The 21,718-nt window shown below is 67.6% G+C and carries 9 protein-coding genes (1 of these 9 cut by a window edge); 4 read left to right on the top strand and 5 right to left on the bottom strand.

Translation table 11 applies throughout. The annotated features are described in order from the left end of the window. Window positions 1–1,142: D-alanyl-D-alanine carboxypeptidase family protein (locus tag NG1_RS14960; RefSeq protein ID WP_062971194.1), on the bottom strand; the 1,142-nt coding region annotated here is incomplete at its 3' end. Window positions 1,143–1,271: 129 nt separating this feature from the next. Here NG1_RS14960 and NG1_RS14955 point away from each other — a divergent pair. Both NG1_RS14955 and NG1_RS14950 read left to right on the top strand, forming a co-directional pair. After that, complete coding sequence (locus NG1_RS14955; protein ID WP_062971192.1) at window positions 1,272–2,786, top strand: MFS transporter; 1,515 nt, start codon at window positions 1,272–1,274, stop codon at window positions 2,784–2,786. Further along, window positions 2,776–3,387 carry a TetR family transcriptional regulator gene (locus NG1_RS14950; protein WP_062971188.1) on the top strand — a complete coding sequence of 204 codons (612 nt, stop codon included), beginning with the start codon at window positions 2,776–2,778 and terminating at the stop codon, window positions 3,385–3,387. The genes NG1_RS14955 and NG1_RS14950 overlap by 11 nt, the downstream gene beginning before the upstream one ends. Window positions 3,388–3,408: 21 nt before the next feature. Here the strand turns inward: NG1_RS14950 and NG1_RS14945 are convergent, their stop codons facing one another. Further along, window positions 3,409–4,305 (bottom strand): phenylalanine 4-monooxygenase, encoded by an 897-nt coding sequence (locus NG1_RS14945; protein ID WP_062971187.1) that lies wholly within the window; start codon window positions 4,303–4,305, stop codon window positions 3,409–3,411. Window positions 4,306–4,433: 128 nt separating this feature from the next. After that, complete coding sequence (locus tag NG1_RS14940) at window positions 4,434–4,955, bottom strand: DUF4396 domain-containing protein (RefSeq protein WP_062971185.1); 522 nt, start codon at window positions 4,953–4,955, stop codon at window positions 4,434–4,436. Between the two features lie 107 nt (window positions 4,956–5,062). On the opposite strand from NG1_RS14940, the gene NG1_RS14935 reads away from it, so the two are divergent. Then, window positions 5,063–5,260, top strand: a complete 198-nt coding sequence (locus NG1_RS14935) for a type II toxin-antitoxin system VapB family antitoxin (RefSeq protein ID WP_062971183.1) — start codon at window positions 5,063–5,065, stop codon at window positions 5,258–5,260. Between the two features lie 25 nt (window positions 5,261–5,285). On the opposite strand, the gene NG1_RS14930 is transcribed toward NG1_RS14935, so the two are convergent. After that, window positions 5,286–5,591 (bottom strand): DUF6881 domain-containing protein, encoded by a 306-nt coding sequence (locus tag NG1_RS14930; RefSeq protein WP_218018968.1) that lies wholly within the window; start codon window positions 5,589–5,591, stop codon window positions 5,286–5,288. Between the two features lie 131 nt (window positions 5,592–5,722). On the opposite strand from NG1_RS14930, the gene radC reads away from it, so the two are divergent. After that, a complete protein-coding gene (radC, locus tag NG1_RS14925; RefSeq protein ID WP_062971181.1) occupies window positions 5,723–6,406 on the top strand; it encodes a RadC family protein in 684 nt (227 codons plus the stop codon). A 201-nt stretch (window positions 6,407–6,607) separates the two neighbouring features. Here the strand turns inward: radC and NG1_RS14920 are convergent, their stop codons facing one another. Then, on the bottom strand, window positions 6,608–21,718 hold the 3' portion of the coding sequence (locus NG1_RS14920; RefSeq protein ID WP_062971178.1) for a sigma-70 family RNA polymerase sigma factor. It continues 15,018 nt past the right edge of the window; the window shows 15,111 of its 30,129 coding nt (coding positions 15,019–30,129); its start codon lies beyond the right edge, outside the window; the stop codon is at window positions 6,608–6,610.

Here is a 21,718-nt window from a genome sequence, read left to right as displayed (position 1 = left end):
CCCGCCGTGGGCGGCGCGGCCAGCGTGACCGCGCTCTGATCGCGCTGGGCTACCACCGCGCCGGGCAGGTTGCCGATCGAGGCGCCGCGGGGCAACGCGAATCCGTAGTCGAGCAGGCGGGCGGCCTGTTCCCACGGCCGGATCGGCCGCACGTCGGCCTTGAGCAGAGTGACGGCGAGCCTGCGACCGTTGCGCTGGGCGGCGGCGACGAAGGTCTGGCGCGCGTCGTCGGTGAAGCCGGTTTTTCCGCCGAGAGCGCCGTCGTAGTTGTAGAGCAGCTGATTGTCGTTGCCGATCGGGTAGCCGGGGCGGTCGGTGTCGCCGGGGACCGCCGGGTCGGCGGGGTAGCCAGGGAAGTCGGCCTGCTCGGTGTGGATCAGCTCCGCGAACAGCGGGATGGTCATGGCCTCGCGGAACAGCACGGCGAGGTCGTAGGCCGAAGTGCTCATCCCGGGCCCGTCCAGCCCGGACGGTGTGGCCGTGCGAGTGTCCATGGCGCGCAATGATTTCGCGAGGTCGTTCATCTTCGCGACGGTCGCGGCGTCGCCGCCGAGTTGCGCGGCGATGGCATGCGCGGCGTCGTTGCCCGAGGCCATGATCAACGCCTGCATGAGCTGCCGATTCGTGTATCGGCCGCCGGGGCCGATACCCACCCGGGTGCCGTCGGCATCGGCGTCGGCCTGCGTGCCGACCACCACCTTGTCGAGATTCAGCGTGCGCAGCGCCAGCGTGGCCAGCAGCACTTTGATCGTGCTGGCGGGCCGGTAGCGCCCGTGCGGGTCCTTCGCCGCGAGCACTTCGCCGGTGTCCAGGTCCGCCACCAACCAGGCCGTCGCCGAAATCTCCTGCGGGGCGGGCGGTGCGGCTTTGGGAAGCACGACGCCGCACTCCCCGAGACGGGGCCCGCCGATCGGCGGGGAAGGGATCGGCAGTGGTGCGGGAGCCGACTGTCCGGGCGCGGGCACCTCGGAGGCGTCGATCGGCGCGGGCGGCAACGTCTTCTGCGGGCAGCCGTCGGTGTTCGGGGTGGTGAACGGCGTAGTGGTGCTGGGCTGGGCGAGGGACGGCGCGGCCGTCGTTGCGATCGCGGCGACGGCCAGCACGGCGCCCACGCAGAGCAAGGCACGGCGAGTGATCTTCATCGCCGATGAGCCTAGCGAGCGGGCCGGTGATCGGCCGCACACACTCGTCCCTCCGAACTCAGGTATTGACACTTACTACCAAATGACAGTTACTATCAAAAAGTTGTATCTACCATTTTTGGAGGCGTCATGAAGAATGACTCGACCCGCCGCTGGCTCGCCCTCGGCGCGCTGGCCGTGGCGATGCTGACCATCGGGCTCGATGTCACCGTGCTGACCGTGGCGCTGCCCACGCTCGCGGTCGACCTGAACGCGAATACCGCAGCGCTACAATGGTTCAGCAGCGCCTACACGCTGGCGCTGGCCGCGGTGATGCTGCCCGCGGGCGCGCTCGGCGACCGCTACGGCCGCAAGAAGTTCCTGCTGGCCGCCTTAGTGCTGTTCGGTGTCGCGTCCGTCGCCTGCGCCGTGGCCACCTCGCCCGGCGAGCTCATCGCGGCGCGCGTCGTCCTCGGGCTCGCGGCGGCGGCGATGATGCCGCTGTCGATGTCGGTGCTGCCCGCGATGTTCCCCGAGCCGGCCGACCTCCAGCGGGCGCTCACGATCTGGATCACCTCCACCGCGATCGGTCTTCCGCTGGGCCCGATCGTGGGCGGCTGGCTGCTGCGCAACTTCTGGTGGGGTTCGGTGTTCCTGATCAACGTGCCGATGGTCGTGATCGGCGCGCTCGCCGTCACCGCGTTGGTACCGGAATCACGCAGCGCGCGACGCTTCCGGCTCGATCTGCCCGGGGTGGTGCTGTCGGCCGCGGGCATGCTCGGACTGACGTATGGCTTCATCCGCATCGGGGAGGAGGGCTGGGGCGACGGCCTGGCCTGGGGCATTGTCGCGGCGGGTGTGCTCCTGTTCGGCGCCTTCCTGGCCTGGCAGCGCAGGGCGACGCATCCGCTGGTCGATCTCGGCCTGTTCACCGCCGACGGATTCCGCTGGGGCACGGGGTTTTCCATCGTGGTGAACTTCGCCATGTTCGGCATGTTCTTCACCGTTCCGCAGTACTTCCAGGCGGTGCTCGGCGTGGACGCGCTCGGCAGCGGCCTGCGGTTGCTTCCGCTGATCGGCGGGTTGCTGGTCGGCAGCAGGTTGGTCGACAAGGTGCTGCCGAAACTGGGCATCCGCGTCGTGATCACCGCCGGGTTCACCGTCTTGGCCGGTTCCCTGGTGCTGGGCGCGCTCACCACCGTGGACAGCGGCTACGGCTTCACCGCCGTGTGGCTGACGCTGCTGGGCGCGGGGATGGGTCTGGTCATGCCCGCCGCGATGGGCATGGCGATGGGCGAACTGGACGCGGAGCGCTCCGGCTCCGGTTCCGCGCTGTTGCAGGCGCTGCGTCAGGCGGGCGGCACCATCGGCGTCGCGGTGCTGGGCACCGTGCTGGCCACCCGGTATCGGTCCGAACTCGGCGCGCTGAACCGCGAACCGATCGACGACGGCGTGAACGCGGGCGTCGCCACGGCGCGCCACCTGGGTGATCAGTCGATGCTGCACCAGGTGCAGGTCGCCTTCCTCGGTGGCATGAGCGCGATGCTCTGGGCCTGCGCCGCGCTGTGCCTGCTGGCGGCCGTGCTCACGGCGACGTTCATCCGCGTGCGGCAACCCGACCGGGCGCGGGAGCCGGGTGCGGCAGAATCGATTCATGTCGGTTGAGCTACCCGCGAACGGGACGGCGCGAGGTCTGCGCGAGCGGAAGAAGGAACGGACCCGGCGGACGATTCGTCTCGAGGCTTTCCGGCTGTTCCGCGAGCAGGGTTACAACGAGACGACCGTCGAGCAGATCGCCGCGGCCGCCGATGTCTCGCCCAGCACCTTCTTCCGCTACTTCCCGTCCAAGGAACAGCTGGTACTGGCCGACGATCTCGATCCGGTGATCATCGAGGCGCTGCGCCGTCAGCCGCGCGACGTCCGCCCGATGGCCGCCTTCCGCGAGGCGGTGCGCGAGGTCTTCGCCAACCTGCCCGCCGCCGAGCTGGCGTTCGAGCAGGAGCGCCAAGCGCTGCTGTTCCACGTGCCGGAACTGCGCTCCGCGATCGGCTTGGAGATGATGCGCAGCATCGATCTGCTGTCCGGATTGCTGGCCGATCACCTCGGCCGCTCGCCCGACGACTTCGAGGTGCGGGTGGCGGCAGGCGCGATGACGGGCGCCGGGCTGGCGGTCCAGGCGATGGCGCCGATGAACCTCGACAACATCGCGCGCACGATGGATTTCCTGGACGCCGGACTCCCGCTCGGGCCGGATCGCCGGCCCTGACGGCCGAGCCTCGGACCGGCCCTATGCCCCGGCGGTGCTGGCCTGCCGGAACCGATCCGGGGTGTCGTCGTCCATGGTCGCGAAGAAGCCGCCGATCACGTCCTCGATCTCGGCGATCGAATCCGCGCAGTAGAGAATCGGCTGGTAGTGGGTGATGTCGTAGGTCGCGGTACCCATCTGGGCGATGTCGAGCGGGCGCAGTTCGGCGTGCCGGAACTCCTCGATCTCGCCGTAGGACGACAGCAGGCCCGCGCCGTAGCAGCGGATCTCACCGTGTTCCCGGACGACGCCGAATTCCATCGAGAACCAGAAGACGTCGGCCAGGAATTTCAATGCGCGGTCGGTGCTCAGCCGCGCGACCGCCGCGCCGACCGTCGCGTAGATCGCCGCGAAGCGGGGGCTGGCGATCTGGTTGGCGTGACCGATGATCTCGTGGATGGCGTCCGGTTCGGGGGTGTACAGCGGCGCGGAATGATGCCGGATGTACTGCGTCGAGTGGAAGATCCGATCCGCGAAGGAGCCGAAGAACTCGCGCAGCGGCACCAGGCCCGCGGCCGGTGCGTAGCGGAATCCGGTCAGCGGTGCCAGCGCGGCGGAGACCTCGTCCAGTTGCGGGATGTGATCGGTGGGCAAGGACAGCGCCTCGGCTGCCGCGAGTACCTCCGCGCTGGCATGGCTGCGATGTTTGCGGGCGAGCTCGGCCGACACGATCTGCCATACCCGCTGCTCCTCGTCGGTGTAGGCGATGTGGGGCAGCGGCTTGCCCGGCGCGTAGTCCAGCGCCAGCGCGGCGATGGCGTTGCGCCGGGCCCGGTATGCCGGATCGTGCACGCCGGGGTGCTCGTCGCTCAGGTGCACGGTCACGTCGCCGTCGCCGGTGCGGGTCACCGGCGAGTACAACTGCGCCTCGGTGAACATAACTCGATGCAAGCACCACCGAGACCCGGCGACAACAAAAGCCCGTTCAGCTGGGCAATCTGCCTAGCCGAACGGGCTTATTGCGCGCAAATCCGGAAGTGGAAGGCGCGGATAGGGCGTCGTTCTGATCAGTGCGCGCCGTGCAGTTCATGCACCACCGCGTGGCCTTTGCCGCGTCCGATCAGCCACTTGTTGACCGGCGTGGTCACCACGAACGCCACGGCGAAGGCGAAGGCGAGCGTGGTCCAGAACAGCACGGTGTCCAGGTGGGCGTCCATCGCCCCCGGGACCGCCAGGATCACGGCGTTGTCCACGATCTCCATGACCGTGATGGACACCGTGTCCGCCGCCAGCGCGGTACCGATGGCGGCCGCCAACGGCAGGCCCGCCCGTAATACGCCGCGCATGGTGAACGCGTAACCGAACACGAACGCCAGCACGATTGCCAGCACCATCGTCGAGGCGTTGTTCCAGCCCAGCGCGGTGCCGACCACCATGCCGAGGATCTCGCCGATGGCGCAGCCGGTGAGGCAGTGCAGCGTGGCCATGGCCGCCATCCGCCAGGTAGCGGGGGAGTGGTGCGCGGTGTGCTGCGTCGCGTGTGCGGTGTGCGAGGCGTGCTCGCTCAACGGGTCGTGCCTGTGTTCCATGACCGGAACTATACCCCCGTAGGGTATGAAAGCAAGTCCGTGTTCGTGATTTGCCGGACATCAGCCCGCGTTATGCCGCAAGATGGCGAAAGTACGAAGGAGGGCGCATGACATCCGTGCGGATCGATCTCGACCAGGACCTACTCGCCGCGGCGGCCGCCATCATGGGCACGTCGACCAGCGACGCCACCATCAACGAGGCCTTGCGCCGGATCGTCGTGCACGAGCGTCAGCTGCACAATCTGCAACGGCTCGCCGCGAAGGCGTTCGTCGGGCTACCGGACGTCGCGGTGGTGGACCGCTAGGCGCTTTCCGCAGACGTCCATTCGGCTACCTGGGCGATACGGGCCGCTGCTCGTCGAGAGCGCGCTGCCAGACCGCCTCGAACTCGTGAGCGTCGATCTGGAGCGCGGTGAACTCGGTCTCGGCATTGATCTCCTCCGGGGTCGGAACCGGAATCTGCCCCAGCTCGGTCGTACCGGTGCCGCTGCCGGAATCGGCCCAGTCGGCGTGCCCGTCGCGGAACACCTCGACCTTGCGCACCTCGAAACCGTCGTCGCCGATCTCGCTGAGCAGCTCGACCGGCTCGTCGTCGAAGTCGTGGTGCCATTGCGCCTTCAGGTACCACATCGCCATCAACTCCCCAGTTCGCGACCGTCTCGGCAACCGAACCGCACAACAGCCAGCATATGGGTGTGGCGGCGCGATGTGTCGGTGGCCACTGGCAGAATCCCGATCACTGTTGGCGTGACCGAGGGGTGGGAGTCATGGCGGTCTCTCTAGTCGACGTGCCGGTGACGCAGCGGCCGCGCGAGCGGTTGCTCGCGCTCGGGCCGCACGCTTTAAGCGACGCGGAATTGCTGGCTCTGCTGTTGCGCCAGGGCAGGCGCGGTGCGAGCGCGCTGGACCTGGCGGTGGAACTGCTGGTCGAGCACGGCGGGCTCGCCGGGCTGGCGTCGGCGCGCCCGGAGGAGTTGTCACGCCGAGCGGGCGTCGGCGTCGCGAAGGCCGCCGCGATCATCGCCGCCTTCCACCTCGGCGCGCGAGCCCGCGGCAGGCCGGACACATCGATCCGGCTGACCAGCCCCGCCGACGTGGCCGCCGCCGCGCGCCCGCACTTCGCGGGCTCCCGAGTCGAGCGCCTGCTGGTACTCGTATGCGACGCGCAGAACCGTCTGCGTCAGAAGGTCTTCGTAGCCGAGGGCGCCGTCGACCAGGTAGCCGTCCCGGTCCGGGAAATCCTCAACACCGTCCTCCGCCACGACGGCCGAGCTTTCGCCATCGTCCACAACCACCCCTCCGGCGACCCCACCCCCAGCCCCGACGACCGCCGCACCACCACCCTCCTAACCGAAGCGGCCCGAACCGTAGGTCTGCGCTTTCTGGACCACGTCGTGCTCGCCGGCGAGAAATGGGCCAGCGCCCCGGGGTGGCAAGCGGCTGAAAGGTGAACGTGCTGATGCATTGCGTCGAGTCCGCTCTCCCTACGGACGGTTGCCGAGGACGGGGGCGAATTTCGCCTTCCTGGAAGGTCTCCTGATCGTGCCGATGGTGCCGATCTCGAGGAGGCGGTCGAGGAGATGATCACCGCGCTCCTCGGTCCTCGAATACGCCGCCGACTCGCAGGCGCGGCTGCACGATGTATCGGTCGGCTAGTCCGGCGAGTATCCGGGGTTGGGGCGCCAGTACCGCGGCAACTCTTCGGCCTGGGCGGCGAAATCGCCTTGCCAGATTTGCGCGGGAATCTCGAAACAGCCCATGACGCGGTCGCTACGCAGGCCACCCGGCCAGTGCACGGAGACGACGCCGCCGTTCTCGTCCACCACTCCGAATCCGCCGGGCGCGTCGATGACGTAGATCTGATGGACGAGGCTCCACTCCGAGGTCTCGTCGTCCATCATCACCGATTGGCCGTAATCGGCCGCCCGATTCACCCGCACCGTCGTGTAGACAACCCTGCCGTCGCGTTGTGACAGCGGGACGAACCCGTCCGCCCACAGGACGCTGCGCGGACGCGTGTCGCCACGGAACAACAGCCCTCCGCCGATTCGCCACCCCGATTCCGGATAATCGTCCTGGAGCGCTTCCCATCCCTGACGGATCGCGTCGAGGTCGACATCCGGCTCGGCGGCCGAGGCGAGCAGCATACTCTCCGGCAGCTGCGCGACGGGTTGCCATTGCACCGGTACCGACTGGCTGTCGAGGATCAGCCGTACTACTTGAGCGCCGTCGAGCGGATGCAAAGGAGCGTCGGTCAGCGGACCTTCGGCAGAATTGTCGTCCTCGGCGTCTTCGTCGCCGAGGTCGATCGCGACGGGGGCGATGCCGTTGCCGGGGGTCTTTCTGTTATCGCGGGTGTTTCCGCTGCCGTGGCTCGACACCGAGCGATCGCGCAGGTGGGCAGCGAACCCGGTGACGAGTTCGGCTTCGAGTCTTATTTTGCCGTCGACTGCGGTTGGCTCGGTGAGCAATACGAGAGTCGATCCACGCGGGGCGATGATTTCTCGTTCGCGGTACTCACCCTCGCCCGCGGTGTCCATTGCCGAAACCGACTCCACGGCGATCAGCGCCGATCCGGTATCCGCGTAGACGATGACCTCGACATCGTGATCCGCGAACACGTCATCCGACAGTGAAAGCGACGTGTAACCGGAGTTGATCGATCGGTAACCGAGCAAGTTGTCGGTGCGACCGAAGGCCCGCACGAGATCGTCCAGCTTTCGGATCATTGTGACCGGTCCGGTGGATGGAAGGGCGTTCCGGAATGCCCAGTCCATCCGGTTGATCTGGGCGGTGATGATGCCGGCTTCCTCCCGGAACCGAGCTTCCGGCCAGCCGAGGCCGACTCCCGCCGCGAGCACCTCCTCCCGAGTCACCTCCCGTCGTGCCAGTTCGATTCGCTGATGCGGCGTCAGGTTTCGGCCCATGGCGCGTAGTGGCATGTTGGGCCCGGCGAATTTGGTGTATTCCCGGAACGCGTCGATGATCTCGTCCGCCCGATTTCCCGTCGGGTCATGTGCCAGATGCACCCGGCCCATGCCGTTCCGGATGCGCGTGAGGGCCACATCGCCTTCGGCAGCATTCCGTCGGAACCACTCCAGCCTCGCTCGCAGTGCATCCGCGTCGGCTCGATGCCCGTCACCCGCCGGGTCATCCGGCTGGGGCTCGGGGAGCAGGTCGATTGCGACTGGGTCGATGCGGTGGCCGAGAGTCTCTTCCGCCGATCGCGGTGCCTCGGCTCGCGCTGGGCCCTGGTCCGGGTGAGGCTTACGCAGTTCGAACCATACGGCTTGGTGCCAGCCGTGCTCATGGCGTTTGAACAGCTCGACGCCGGAGCTTATCGGCGTCGGATCATCGGCTGCCACAGCCCGTCCGGGGAGGACAGCGAGACCGGAGCGAGTCGGGATACCACCTCGCGCGTTCCGTGGCATCGAGGCGGCGTGCGTGTCGAGCAGCGTCACGCGCAGCCGGTCATCGGTTGTCTCCACCACGAGATGGATCCTGCCGCGGCGGTGTTCGGCGGCGTCGGTCACCATGGCCGTGAGTTCGGCGCACGCGAGGTTCACTTGTTCCGCGGGCCAGCCGTCGAGCTGTCCGGCCAGCCAGGACGCGGCTTCCGAGACCGCGTTCGGGCTGTATCGGCCCTCCGGCTCGGCACGAATGATTCGCTCGGACCGTTGGGCCGACTCCGCCACTGTCGCGGGTCGGGTGGCCGCGACGGGAATATCCTCGGTTGGAGCCGTTTCGCTGCCCATCGCCCAGGACGCGCCGGATTCGGTGAGCCAGGAGGTGAACTCGTCGTGCACGACCGACCACGCGGCCGCTGCTCGCGCTCGATCCGGTCCGAGCCGGACGGCGGTGTAATGCGCTGTGACAGACTCACCGTCGGCGCGCAAAGTGATCGTGCCCTCGGCAGGTTCACTTCGGGCCGCGTTGACCCGGATGGTGAACGACTGGCCCTCGGCGGTCGCTTCCCAGGCGACGAGGTCGTTCCAGAAGACAACGCGGTTACCCGCGCCGTCGTCGGCGGACGAGTAGCCGGACAGCAGCTTGTATGCGTCGCCTTCGTGGCTGAGTATCTGTCCGACAGGCATCTCGGCTGCGGCGCCTCGCCACATCAGGCCCTGGTGCTCGGAACCGAACTGTGCGTCGAATTCACACACGCCGAGATCGGCTCCGCTGTTCTCCAAGGCGTCGACGATCTGCGCCGGGTTCATAGGATCCCCGTTCCATTCCTCGAAAACTTGGCTGAACGCATCGAGACCCTTCACCCGGCCGCTGACCCGCCACCATCCGAAGCCGCTGATCTCATCCAGCGATACGCCTCGCGCGAGGAGTGCGCTGAGCAGATCCTCGTGCAACCCATCGACGGTGACGAACTTTCCGTTGGCAAGCAGGATGAATGGGTCGCCATTTCCGGGGTTGCTGGTGTGAAAGGGCTGCTTGTCGCGCCCCGTTCCGGGCACCACGAACCAGCCGCGCGAATCCACCTCAGGCCACACCAGCTCGATGTCGTCCGCAGGCTCGAGCGGAATTCCCTGCAGTGGCATTGTGTCGTAGGTGGATCGGCTCGTCCCTGAGGATGAGGCTGTCCTCAGCTCGGACTCATCGCCGTCGTCGAGGTAGATGGCCACAGGGTCGATGTGGTTGCCGGATGATGGCGGAGTCGCCTCCGATGTAGTGGATCTCGTTGCCGGACGGTGGTCGCTCTCGGCTGCTTCCGGTTGCTCGTTGGGGTGGGGGAGATCGATTCCGGCGGACCGTGCCGCCTGCGCGAGCTGTGCCCGGTTGCCTACCCGGAGCTTGCGGTAGATGTGTTGGGCGTGCGTGCGGACGGCTGCCGAAGTGATCGCCAGCGCTGCGGCGATCTCGGTGAAGTACATGTCCGCCAGGAGCATTCGGAGGATCTCGGTCTCACGATCCGACAGCACCGCCGGGCGTGGCTGCGGCTCGGTCGTTGCCGGTGCGTCGGTGGTTGGGCGCAGTAGTTCGGCGACGGCACGGATCGCGCGGAACTCCCGCATCTCGAACGCACGACTGCCGACGCCGGCCGCCTCCGCGGCCTCCGCGCGTGGCAGGCTGCGCACGAACCGCAATATCAGCGTCTGTCGGTGCGTGTCGTTGGTGAGTCCGGGGAGAGCGAGGATGAGTGCTTCCTGCGTGGTCTGCTCAACCAGTTCCCGATCGGCTTCCGCCCCGGGACGCGCTTGCGCATCACCGAGCAGCAGCGCCGAAAGTCGTTGGATGCCGCGATAAAAAGTATTGCGGTGATCCCTTCCGTGCGCTTCGGCCAGTTCGGGACCGGCATGCCCGAGTACGAGCCGGTCCCTGACGACGGCACGCTGCTTCTCACCGAGGGCGGCCAGACAGCGGTGGAATGCGTCGGAATCTTGTTCCCGAGCCTCCTCGACCACCGCCGAGGCTTGATTGCCCGCATGCTCCTGTAGCAGGCGAGCGAGACGAGCGAAGGTGGCATGCTGTGCGGTGCGGACCGCCCCTGGGCTGCGATCCAGCCAATCCGCGGTTCGGTCGGGTGACATCTCGAGTCCGAAGCGAAGCTGGAGAATCCGTCGCTGCGACGGGGCAAGTTGTTCGATGCAGCCCCGCAGCGCCTGCTGGTCGGTGTTCAGTGCCTCCCGAACGATCGGTGGCAGGATCCGGGCGTTTGCGTTGCGGGCCAGCGCCACCACCAACTCCGCGGCCGTCGCTTCGGCGGGGATATCCGGCAAGGCGGCCGCATTGTCCGCAGGCTCTGAACGAGAATCCGAGGTGGGGGGAGTGTTTCCAGGCTCGGTCCGGGATGCGGCGGTCGGCCCGGGGGTGTTGCTGGATTTCGCACGCTGCGGCCTCGGTGCGTCCGGGAGTGACGCCTGCACGCCGCCCTCTTCGGCAACCGCCGCGGCCAGTTCGCAGACCGCATGCCACAGCGCGAGGGACTCGGTGGCCGGGTCACCGGGCATCTCGAACTGTGCATCGCGACCCGAACGCCTCGACGCGAATCGGCGTAGCGCCTGCTGCTGGGTCGGGGTGAGCGCGCGCATGTGTCGGCGCACCTGCACGGTATCCGCCGCGGCCAACACCGTGGCCAGCGGATCCGAAGCGCGCAATCGTGCGCCGAGGACCACGAAATCCTGAATGTGATGCCAGATTTCGGCGATCTCACGGTGCTGGGCCATGATATTTCTGGCGTTGAGGACAATCCATTCCTCGACGTCGCGCTGCCCGATCCGGCCGAACTGTGCCACCGCATGCGCACACGCCTCGTCGAAGACTTCCCTGGCTACTCTCGGCGTTCGCAGGTTCGCCTGAATCCAAGGGAATACGTTGTGCGCGAAGGTGTCCCGGAGCAGCGCGACGGCCTCGACGGTACGACGCTGCGCGACAAGCTGTTCCAGCTGCCGTCGGAGCGGTTCCGGGGGCCGCCCCGGCGTCGCGCCGCCGTCCGCCCTTGGCTGTCGCCCGGGATCCCCAGTCGTACCCGTCTCGGACCGATGCGTGTCGGGTCCGGCGTTGTCGATCGGTGGTTCGGGTTCGCGCTCGCTGTCGCCGAGGTCGATCGCGACGGGTTCGGCGCTGTTGCCCGGGGTCGTTCTTGTGTGCGTCGACGGATGTGCGGTGTTCGGGGAGCCGGGCGGCATCGCCACGGCGTCGCGCACCTCGGCGGACAGATCCCGATCGGTCTCTGGCAGACCCACCGCGGCGCGCACCCTCGATGCGGCCTCTTCGAAGGCCGTAATGGTCCGCGCGTCTTGCTCCCCGAACACGTACCCGCGCACCGCGGCTTCGGTGTAGCTACGCAACGCCGCATTCTCTGCCCGGCGCAATGCATCCTGGGCGCCGCCCGACACACTCAGCGGCGCGGGGAATCTGGCGATGACGGTATCGATGACGTCATCTCGGCTGAGCCGGCCTCGGGCGAGTTCCGACAACAGCGGCAGCAGCCGATCCTCAGGGATGCGGCGCCACGCGTCGGTGATGGCCTGCCGAGCGGCCTCGGCAGCGGACAGCATCGAACGGCTGTTGTCGAGCAAGCGCTGTACGGTCCACTCGGAGCCACTGCCGGAGTACAACTCTCGCACCACATCGTCGACCGCGGCACGGAGGCCGTAGAAGAAGTCGCTGATAGCCATGTCCACGACCACGCGCGAGGGCCGGTCTGCGTCGAGATCCGCGAGCAGCGAACGGGCCGCCGCAAGCAGCGCTTGGACGTACCGATCATTCGCCCCGGGCAACAACCCTGCCATTCGGCTGCGTTTCATCGGGACGATCTCGGCGAGCGTTCGGATATCGCCCACGGCGAGGTCCGAGCGAGAGGTCAAATCCCGCAGCCTGGCAATCGTCTGATCGTGCCGGCGCGCGGCATCCGGGCGGGCTGCCAGCCGGTCGTCGACGAGGGCGTGCAATTCCGCGCGAATACGAAGCAGCACGGGCAGGTCGATCATTCCGGCGCTGTCGGCCAGTTGCCCGAGCGCACTCTCCAGGTCGCGCATCTGGCCGATGACCTGCGTAACCTCCTGCTCGGGCTCGGGGGCCGGTGAGTGGTCCGCCTCGCCGCCGTCGGCCGTCGTCCGTGGTGCGGCGACGGAGTCCACCAGCAGGTCATAGAGCAGCCCCACCGGCTCGCTGACCCTGTCGCGGCCGTTGAGCACGACATCGACGAAGGCCTCGGCCAACGCCTCGGTCGAATTGAAATAGCCGTTCTTGTCGAAGCTGTAGGCGGTCAGGTTGCGGCGCAGCCAGGCCGTGTACGCCGCGTAAGTATTCTTCCCCAAACGATTTGCCTTGTAATGATCGAACAGCATCTCGTCGGCACGGTATCGAGCGTCCGTCCGTCCCGCGTAGTCGAGCATGTGGCCGAACTCGTGCACGACGATCGCATACGCGGGACGGACGGCCATGCTGGGATGCGCCATCCCGGAGTCGATTCGGTCCTGCATCCACCGATGGAGTTTGTTCGGACTCGTGGCCAAGTCGACGTTGAATGTCATATATTCGGTTGTGACGAAACCGGTGATGGGATTGGTCTTCGACATCGCCGCCCCGCCCGTCTTCGGCGAGAGCCAGTCGATGTCGATGCTGCCGATATCGACCTGCGGATGCTGCGTGGCCATGTCGACCAGAGCCCGGGCGATCTCACGGATAGTCTCCGGGTCGAGATCGGGCCGGTCGAATCCATGGACCTCGACGTCGGGATTGCGCGTCAGTCGGCGCAGTTCGTCGCGTAGCCATACACCGACCTCCGCCGGGCTCAACCGCGATACCGCGTCCCCGCCGACGTCCTCGTTGCCCGCCGGCTCGTCCGGATCGCCGAGGTCGATCGCAACCGGGTCGACGCGATCAGCGGTCGATGTCGGCCGCGTATCGGAGGTAGTGGATCGCGTCGTCGGCGTCACGCTCGCCGGTTCGATCGGCTCGGCACCCGTCTCGGTCACGACCACGATGCCGCGCCGCTGCTGCGTCCAGCCGAGCTCCGTGGCGGCCGATCGCACCCGGTTCGTCGTCTCGGGATTCACTCCGCCGCGACCGTTGAGCACGCGATCTGCCTGTGCCTTGCTTACCTGCGCCCGAGTGGCTACATCGTCGAGCGTCACTCGCCGGAGCGGGCCTCGGCTCAGCACCCGCGACACCAGTTCTGGTGAGAGTTCCCCGGCCAACACGTGCGCGATCCGATACAGCGCGCCCTTGACGGTGCTCTGGCTGCGGCCCGTCGCTCCAGCGACTTCGGATTGCGAGAGGCCCTGCACCAGATACAGATCGGCGTATTCCCACTCGGTGCGCGAAAGCTGCGAGTAGCACGCCCCCAGCGCATCCGGGTAGTGTGCCGCGATCGCCTCGATCAGGAACATCGCCGAGCCGTCGGTCAGCAACACGCCGATGGACAGCAACGCCGCCAGCCGCGGCGCGGCGGCCTGCCGCAGCGCGGCGACCCGCGCCGGTGACAAACCCAGTGCCTTCGACTTCTCCTCGATGGTCAGCTCGTCGGAGTACAACAGGGCGCCGCCTGCTTGCAGTTCCGGCGGAAGTTGACCGATGCATTTTGTCAGCATTGCCGGTGGTGCGGAGCGGATGATCCGAAACGCCCTGCCGCGGCGCGGATAGTCGGCGGTGCCCTCGTGGACCGCCGGGACCGGTGACTTCTCGTCGGGATAATCCACCACGACGCCGGGACGTCTACTTGCCCATCCGAGCCGAGCGGCCTCCGTCCGAATCTGCTGCTCCGTCTTCGGATCGGCGTGTCCGCCGGCAAGTACCCGGCGCGCCGTCCCCTCGGTCACTCCGGCCCGGACGGCGATGTCCGCCAGCGTTACTCGACGAAGCGCGCCCGCCCTCAGATAACGCCGCACCAATGTGGGCGGGAGTTGTCCCGTCAGTATGTGGGCAATTCGTCGCAGCAGCTTGTTGACGGTCGTTTGCTGGATGCCCCGGGCGTTCGCGATGTCATGTGTCGAAAGTCCTTGTGCCAAATACTGGTCGGCATACTGCTGCTGGAGACGGGTGAGTCGCGGGAAACAGGCTGCCAATATCTCCGGATCGTGCGCGTGGACCGCCTCGACCAGCAGTAGTTCCCAATTCTCCGACAACAGCATTGCCGCCAGCAGGTCGGCGATCTCATGTTGGCGTTGTCGCACCGAGCTTGCCGGGCGGCTCAATCGTTCCGCCGTGACGGAGACGGGCAGTCCCTCCAGGAGCAGCAGCGTTGCGACGTTCTGGTCTCCCCCGGAAAGGAACGGGATCAGGTGCCGCAACTCACCCTTCGAGGTCGCGCGGACGAGCTGCAGCTCCCTACCTCGCTGGTGGTACGGCACTCGATCGTGATCGGTGCGTACCAAGGGAACCGGCGAATTCGACGTCTGTTCGTCGCCATCGGCGACAATCCCGATCCGTCCACGTCGCACACCGAGGCGGTGTGCGGCCGCCCGGATTCGCTCGATCGTCTCCGGTCCGGCCCCCGGATGCCCAGCGAGAATTCGTTTCACGGTTATCGTGTTGACTCCCGTTTCCCGGGCGACATCGGCCTGGGTGGCCCGCCGGAGCGGTCCGCCACTCAGATACCGCTCCACGACCTCCGGCGAGAGCGTCGAGGTCATGTGCCGTGCGATGCGGTGCAGCATGCGGCGAACTCGCTTCGGCCTCCAGCCGAGCGCCGTGGCGATCTCGGGCGTTATCCGACCCTGCCGGAAATATGGCTCGAAAACTGCCTGCTCGGCGTCGGTTACCAGCGCCGTGGCCGGTTCCAGCAGATCTCGGTCGTGCGCCCAGACCGCCTCGACCAGCAGCAGCATTTCCTCATCGGTGAGTCCGCTGGGATGCGGTTCCGAGCGCCGCAGAGCGGGAGAGTCGGCATGGGACAACGCCATCGACACGAGGCGAACCGCGTTGTGCAGCCGCTTGTGGATGAGGTCCTTCTTGCGCCCCGTGGCGGCCGCGATGTCGGCCACCGTCTGTCCCATGAACCAGCGGACGAAGTATTCGCGCGGTCCGGGGCGAAGGCGTCGAACTACGCTGCCGAGCACTTCGGGCCGCTCATGCTGGGCTGTTCGAATCACGGCCACATCCGTGGCCAGGCGTTCGTCATCCATCGCCAGCGCTTCGCCGCCCTCGGCGAGCACCGAGGTGAGGCCTTCGTGGTCGCCCGCGAGCGCGGCCAATGCCCTGACCAGCGGGCCGTGCTGCGGCATTTCCGCCGCGAACCTCCGGCCCAGTTCGGCACGTGCGCGAGCGATCAGCTCCTTCACTTCCCCCCGCGAAGACCCCAAGTGGTCAGCTACCTCCTCCGCGGAATAGCCTTCGACCGCGGTGAGCCAGAGCACCGTGCGAAATTCTTCGGGCATCGATTCGAACGCCAGACCGATGGGGGTCTCCTCGGAGATGTCCGGTGCTCGATCGCCGCCCAGCTGGATTCGATCGAGTTCGGCCATATCGTCGGTGGGGACCTGCCGGCCGGCGCGAGCCCTGGCGGCAAACGCCCGGTGACGAACGGCCGTACGCAGGTAGGCGCCGAAACTGAAGTCTGGACCGTCACCTCGGCGGATCAGCACGAGCAGGTCGGCGAAGCAGTCGGCCACGATGTCCTCGGCGTCGGACCGGTCGCCGACAATCTCCATGGCGGTGCCGAAACCCCATCCGTAGTACCGCTCGTACAGCTCGTCGTAAGCGCCGGGGTCGCCCGCGCGAACCGCGGCGATCCGCTCCTGATCCCAGGCACGTTCCCGGCGCCATCGCTCGGGGATGTTCGCGTCGTCCCGGGCCTCGTGCGTGTTCGGCTGCACGGGTGCGGGATGCTCGGACTCGGTGTCATCGCCGAGGTGGATCGCGACCGGGTCGATGCCCCCAGGGCGGCGCGCTGATGTGTCGGCTTGCGGTGTCCGATCGGTGGTCTCGGTCGGCGCCGCGGGATTGCGCGAGGCGGCCGCGGCGGTGCTGTCGGCGTGGCGGGCGCGGATGGCTGCTTCCAGCTCGTCGCGCCCCTCGATGCCGAATTTGGCGTAGATCGATTTGACGTACTTCTGCACCGCCCACGGCGTTACTTCGAGTTCCGTCGCGACTTCTTTGTAGTCCTTGCCTTCCACAAGTCGCGTGAGCACACGGAACTCTTGTCGGGTCGACCCGAGTCGGGCGAGTTCGAGCGTCCCGGCCACATTCTGGTAGGCGATGCGTACGTTATGAGGTATTTCTTGCTCGAGGATGTGTCCCATCGCCGATGTCTCGATGAGTCCTCGCACCTCGTTCGCGATGGCGGACACGAGTTCCCGTCCGGTCAGGTCCGGCGGGCCGTAGCGGAGAAAATTGGGCCTCGACGCATCCGGGGACTCGTCCATGAGTTCCTGAATCTTATTCACGAACGTCGCGTGGACTTTCGGGTCGAGGCGCAGGTGGTCCCAGATTTCCGTCAGATCCGACGTCATCTGTTCGGTGTCGATTCCCAGGTTCCGAAGCTCCTGGATCCACTCGTCGAACGAATCGGTGCGCGCGCTGGGAGCGTGTGGCACGACCTCTTCCCGAGTGCTGCCCGCGTTCCGCGCGGCCTCGGCGAGGGACGCTCTGTCCTTCCAGGGTGTCCAGCCGTCTGTTCGAGGCTCGAGTGCGGCCGGATCGGGCCCAGCAGTGGATGGGGATTCGGATGGCTGCCACGGTGTCCGGGCCGGCTGCCGTTCGGTATCACTCCGCTCGGCATGCGGCGGGCGGTCGGGCAGCCGCCCGGGGCCGAACTGTTCGATGAGCGTGCGGTACATCGACTCCGAGTCGTCGCCCATCCGCTCGCCCGCCATCTCGAAGCCTCGCACGATCTCGTACACCGTGTGCTGGTGGGGAAGCATGAAGGCGATCAACGCCGCAATGAAATCGTGCCGGGAGACGCCGGGCGGGCGCAGCCAGTCGAAGCGGGCGAGCATCCGGGTGGCGGTACCGGAAATGCCTGCGTTCGAGGGAATTTCCCGTTCGGCCAGCCTGCGGATGTCGTCGTTGCCGGTATCGGGGTCGACGTAGACGTAACCCGGTCGCCACGGGAGCTGAACGACCCGTTCGGAGTGGTCGAGGGCGAAGGCTTCCTCGGGACCGACAGTGCCCTCATGGTGGTAGACGCTGATCGATGCGATGCGGCAACCCTCGTCGTCGACGATTCGATGTCCGCGCGGGTCGAGCAAGTAGGTGGGCGCGACATAGGCGACAGAGTCGTCGTGTTCTCGCAGCTGGGCTTCCAATCGGGCGGTATCGACACGCCCGTCGTCGAGACGGGGAATTGCCACGCTGCCCCCGAGGTCGAGTTTGCCGATGCGCAGCACTCTCCGCTCCGGCAGTGCGGCGAATTCGCGCAGCGACAGCGGCATACCCAGCGCGGCGGCATCCCGGGAAGTGGGAAGGAGATGCGGCGCGTCCGAATTTCGTGCGGGGAATGCCGCATTTCGCCGCTCGTACTCCGCGTAGGCCCGATCGGCCACGTCGTCGTGCCTGCGCACGTACTCGACCGGGTTGAGGTCTTTCCAGGTGACCGGTTCTCCGGGCTGCTTGTCGTCGAGAACGGCCGCGCGAACCGCCTCCAGCGCGTCGAAGTCCAGCCCCAGTTCGCGCGCTTTGCTCCGTCGCCACTCCTGCGTCTGATTCATGTACCGGGCGATGCCCTGGTCCAACGTCAGACCCGCGCCTGCTGCGCCCAGCTCGGCGTTGCGAATCATGGCGTTGAGCATGGCCGACAACAGTTCGCGCAGGTTTCCGTCGCGCTTCAGCTCGTCCATCGGCACCGACGGCAGCACCATGCCGCCCCACCGCGGCCTCGCGGACGCGTCGAAAACCGCTCGGATCCGCTCGTCCCGCTCCGTCGCGGGCAGATCCTCGAGCACGTCCTGGAACAGGCCCTTGATCACCGTCTCCAGCCGGTCCAGCACCGCCACCGCCGCGGTCTTGACCTCCGGCCGACCGTAGAGGTACCGGGCCAGCTCCGCCTCCTGGACTCGATGCAGCAGAGAACCGGGCCGTGAAACGCTCATATCGAGCGCCGCGGTTCCCGGCGGTGTCTCGCTCTGCGCGGGTCGAGCCCACGGGGTGGCGCCGGGCGTCGCGGTGCCCTGCGCTGATTGTTCTGCCGGTGTGTCAGGTTCGTCGGGATCGCCGAGATCGATGGCGACGGTGTCCGGTCTGCGGGGTGCGCTCGGCGTGGTCCCTTCGCTCGCAGGTTCGTCGAAGGCTCCCAGCCGCACGGCTTTCATCAGTATCGGAGTTCGCTTCGTCTCGCCGAGTACAGCGCCGATCCGGGCTCGGCGGCGTTTGACGGTGAGCGTGGCCACACCCAGCACCTCGGCGATGGCCTGATCCGTGAGGCCGTCGGCCATCAACTGGAGGAGTTGTCGTTGCTCGCGGGACAGTCGGACGCTACCGGCCGGTGGTCGGTCCCTGTCGTGGATGAATCCCTGCCGCTTGGCCGCCAGGACTGTCCGGATGGGGCCGGCGGTGCCGAACTTCTTGGCCGCACCCCTCTGGTAGTTCCTGACCGCCTTCGTGTCGACATCCAGCCGGCGCCCGATCTCCGCATAGGTCAAACCGTGGTAGATCAGGTTGAGCACCTCGAGTTCCCTGCTGGTGAGCCAAGGCGAGGACGTCGTGGCGGTGGGGTTTCTGGGTCGGTCGATTCGAGGCGCGCTGGTTGCGGCCCGAACCGGTAGCTGGGCAGGGAAGTTCGCGGCGGCCGCCACCGCGGTGGCCAATTGGCGCGCTGCGACCCAGAGCGCATCACGATCGGATTCGGTGCCGTCGGGCGCGGTAGGTGCTGTGCCCGGACCCGTGGGCCAGAAGGCGCGGATCAAACGGTCACGCCGGTGGCTCGGCAACCCCTCCAGGATACGCCGCACATCCGTGGTTCGGGCTTCGGCGAGCAGCCGGACCAGTGGATCGGTTTGCTCTAGTTGCGCGCATTCGGAAACGAACTCCCGAATGCTGTGCCAGGGGCCCGCGATACGGCGATGGTTCCAGATAACTTCTCGCGCAATGCTATTCAACCACGACTCGATATTTCGCTTACCGAGCTGCCCGAGGCGTGCGATCGCGGTCGCGCATACCTCGTCGGCGACGTGGTGCGCTGCCTGCTGGCCGAAATTATCTGCGAGGCGCGGTATCTCGAGAGCGAACCGTTGCCGGAGCAGGGCGGTCGCGAGCTCCGGTCGTCCGCTCGCTACGTGCTGCTCGAGGACCTGCCGCAGCCGCAGTGCGCTGTCCCACGGGGTGCCGACTCTGCCGGCGGTGTTCGCCTCTTTGGTCGTGCCGTGCTGTGGGTCCGGATGCGCCGCGGTTCGATCCAGCGAGTTCCGCGGCGGTGTGGTTTCGGGTTGTCGTGACCCGACCGGCATCGGATCGGCTTCGTCCGGATCGAGGTCGATCGCGACGGGGTCGGCGCCGCGATCGGCCGGTGTCCCGGGCCCGTCGTGGTCCGCCGCCGTATCCGCGGGGGTGTCGATGTTCGCGGCCGACAGGAATCCCGCTGCGGCGGTCACGTCGTCGGCCGTGCCCGCTTCGATGCCTGCCCGTACCAGTGCGCGGGTGACGGCACCGAGGTCACCCGGGGCCTCGGCGAGCGACCGCCGGACGATGGCCGCGACGGGTTCGGGGTCGTCGGGGCTGATCGGTTCCCACACACCGTCCGTCAGCGCCAGGACGACGCCGTCGCCGCGTATGTCTCGGGTCTTCTCGCGCGGTTTCAGCCCGTCCAGAGACCGGCCCAGGTTGTGGGTGAGACCCGGGCCGCCGATCGGCGAATGTTCGGCTTCTTCACGAGTGGTGTCCTCGAAGACGTCCAGCACATCCTGGACCTTCGAGTCGTCCCTGGTCAGCTGTATCGGCGGGCCGCCGTCCAGCGGAATCCAGTACGCGCGGCTGTCGCCCACCCAGTCGACGGTGAGCCGTCCCGACTCCATCAGCGCGACCACGATCGTCGTGGCGGGCGGGTTGTCCGCGGGAGACTCCGGGGGCAAGGCGAGTACCGCCTCCTGGGCGGCGGCCACGGCACCCTCGACTACGGCCACCGGATCGATCCGGCCGTCGCGGTCGGCCCGCCGCAGCGCCGCCACCACGAAATCGTGGGCGGCTGCCCTGGCGGCCGCGGAGGCGCGATGACCGCCCTTCGGCCGGGAGAGACCGTCGTTCACGATCAGTGCGGTGGCCTCTTCGCCACCGACACCGACTCGGATCAGGGCGAAGGCGTCCTCATTGTGCGCGTGCCGGCCCCGATCGCTCGCTGCCGCAACCGAACCCAGATCGTCCACCGTCAGGTTCTGTTCGACATAGCGCCGCGGTGCGGTTTCATCGGAGCCGCGGGGTTCATCGACGTCGCGTCCCCGTGGGTGTTCCGATCCGGGCTGCGCGGCGCGGTCCTCGGCGGTTCGATCGGGCGCCGCCGACTCGCCGGAACCGAGCTCGGTGAGATCGTGTTGCCGGGGCTGGGGCTGTGCGATGAAGTCGGGTTGTCCATCCGCACCGGGCCAGACGACGGGTGCGCCGGGTTGCGCCGCCGGGGGAGTGGCCGTCGCGCGATGCTGCGGTTCGCCCAGCATCGCCGCGATATTGCGCACCGCGCGGTCGGCCACGCCGTACTTCTCGGCGGCTTGCGCGCGTCGTCGTTCTCGATCGGTCGCACCGGCCAGGGCAGTGGCCGTAGCGTCGCGAATCTCGGTCGCCGCCAACAGCTCTGAGACAGCGCGGAAGTGGTCGATAAGGAACGAGAGGCGCTCCCGGCCTATCCGTGTCGTATCCCATTGCTCCGCGAAGGACAGCAGTTCCTCCAGCCACTGCGACATATCTCGCAGCGCGTCATAGCGCTGCGTGGACAGGTCGAGCTGTCGGCGGTCGGTGGCGCTCACCGCATCGACCGCTGCCCCCGCGGCCACCATCTCCACGAAGATCGTTTCGGCCACGTCGCGTAGCCGTTCGGTCTCTCCTGGCCGGAGGTGGTCCGGGGGCCGGGTCATGATCGGCGTGTCTGTTCGGGGGCGGGTCTGTGCCCAGACCTCCGCGACGGCGGCGAGAGCCGATCCGAGCCGGATCTCCGCGGCGTCCTGCCGGGCCCGCAGGACCGCCGGCGTCCCTTCCCGCAGCCCCTGCTCGTAGGCGGCGCTCGCCTCGGCGGCTTCGTCCGCGCCGGCCAACCATGCCGACAACTGGTGTGCGAACTGCTCCAGCAACCGCAGCCGGTCCGCCGGGACCTGCGCATCCGGCCGGTGCCGCGCGGCCATCAGTTCATCGATCAGAGCGGGTACGCGATTCAGCACGGGATCGTTCGA

This window comes from Nocardia gamkensis NBRC 108242 (genome assembly GCF_001612985.1).
Classification (GTDB): domain Bacteria; phylum Actinomycetota; class Actinomycetes; order Mycobacteriales; family Mycobacteriaceae; genus Nocardia; species Nocardia gamkensis.
The sequence above is the reverse complement of the archived record's forward strand: the minus strand, read 5'-3'. Positions and strand labels throughout refer to the sequence as shown.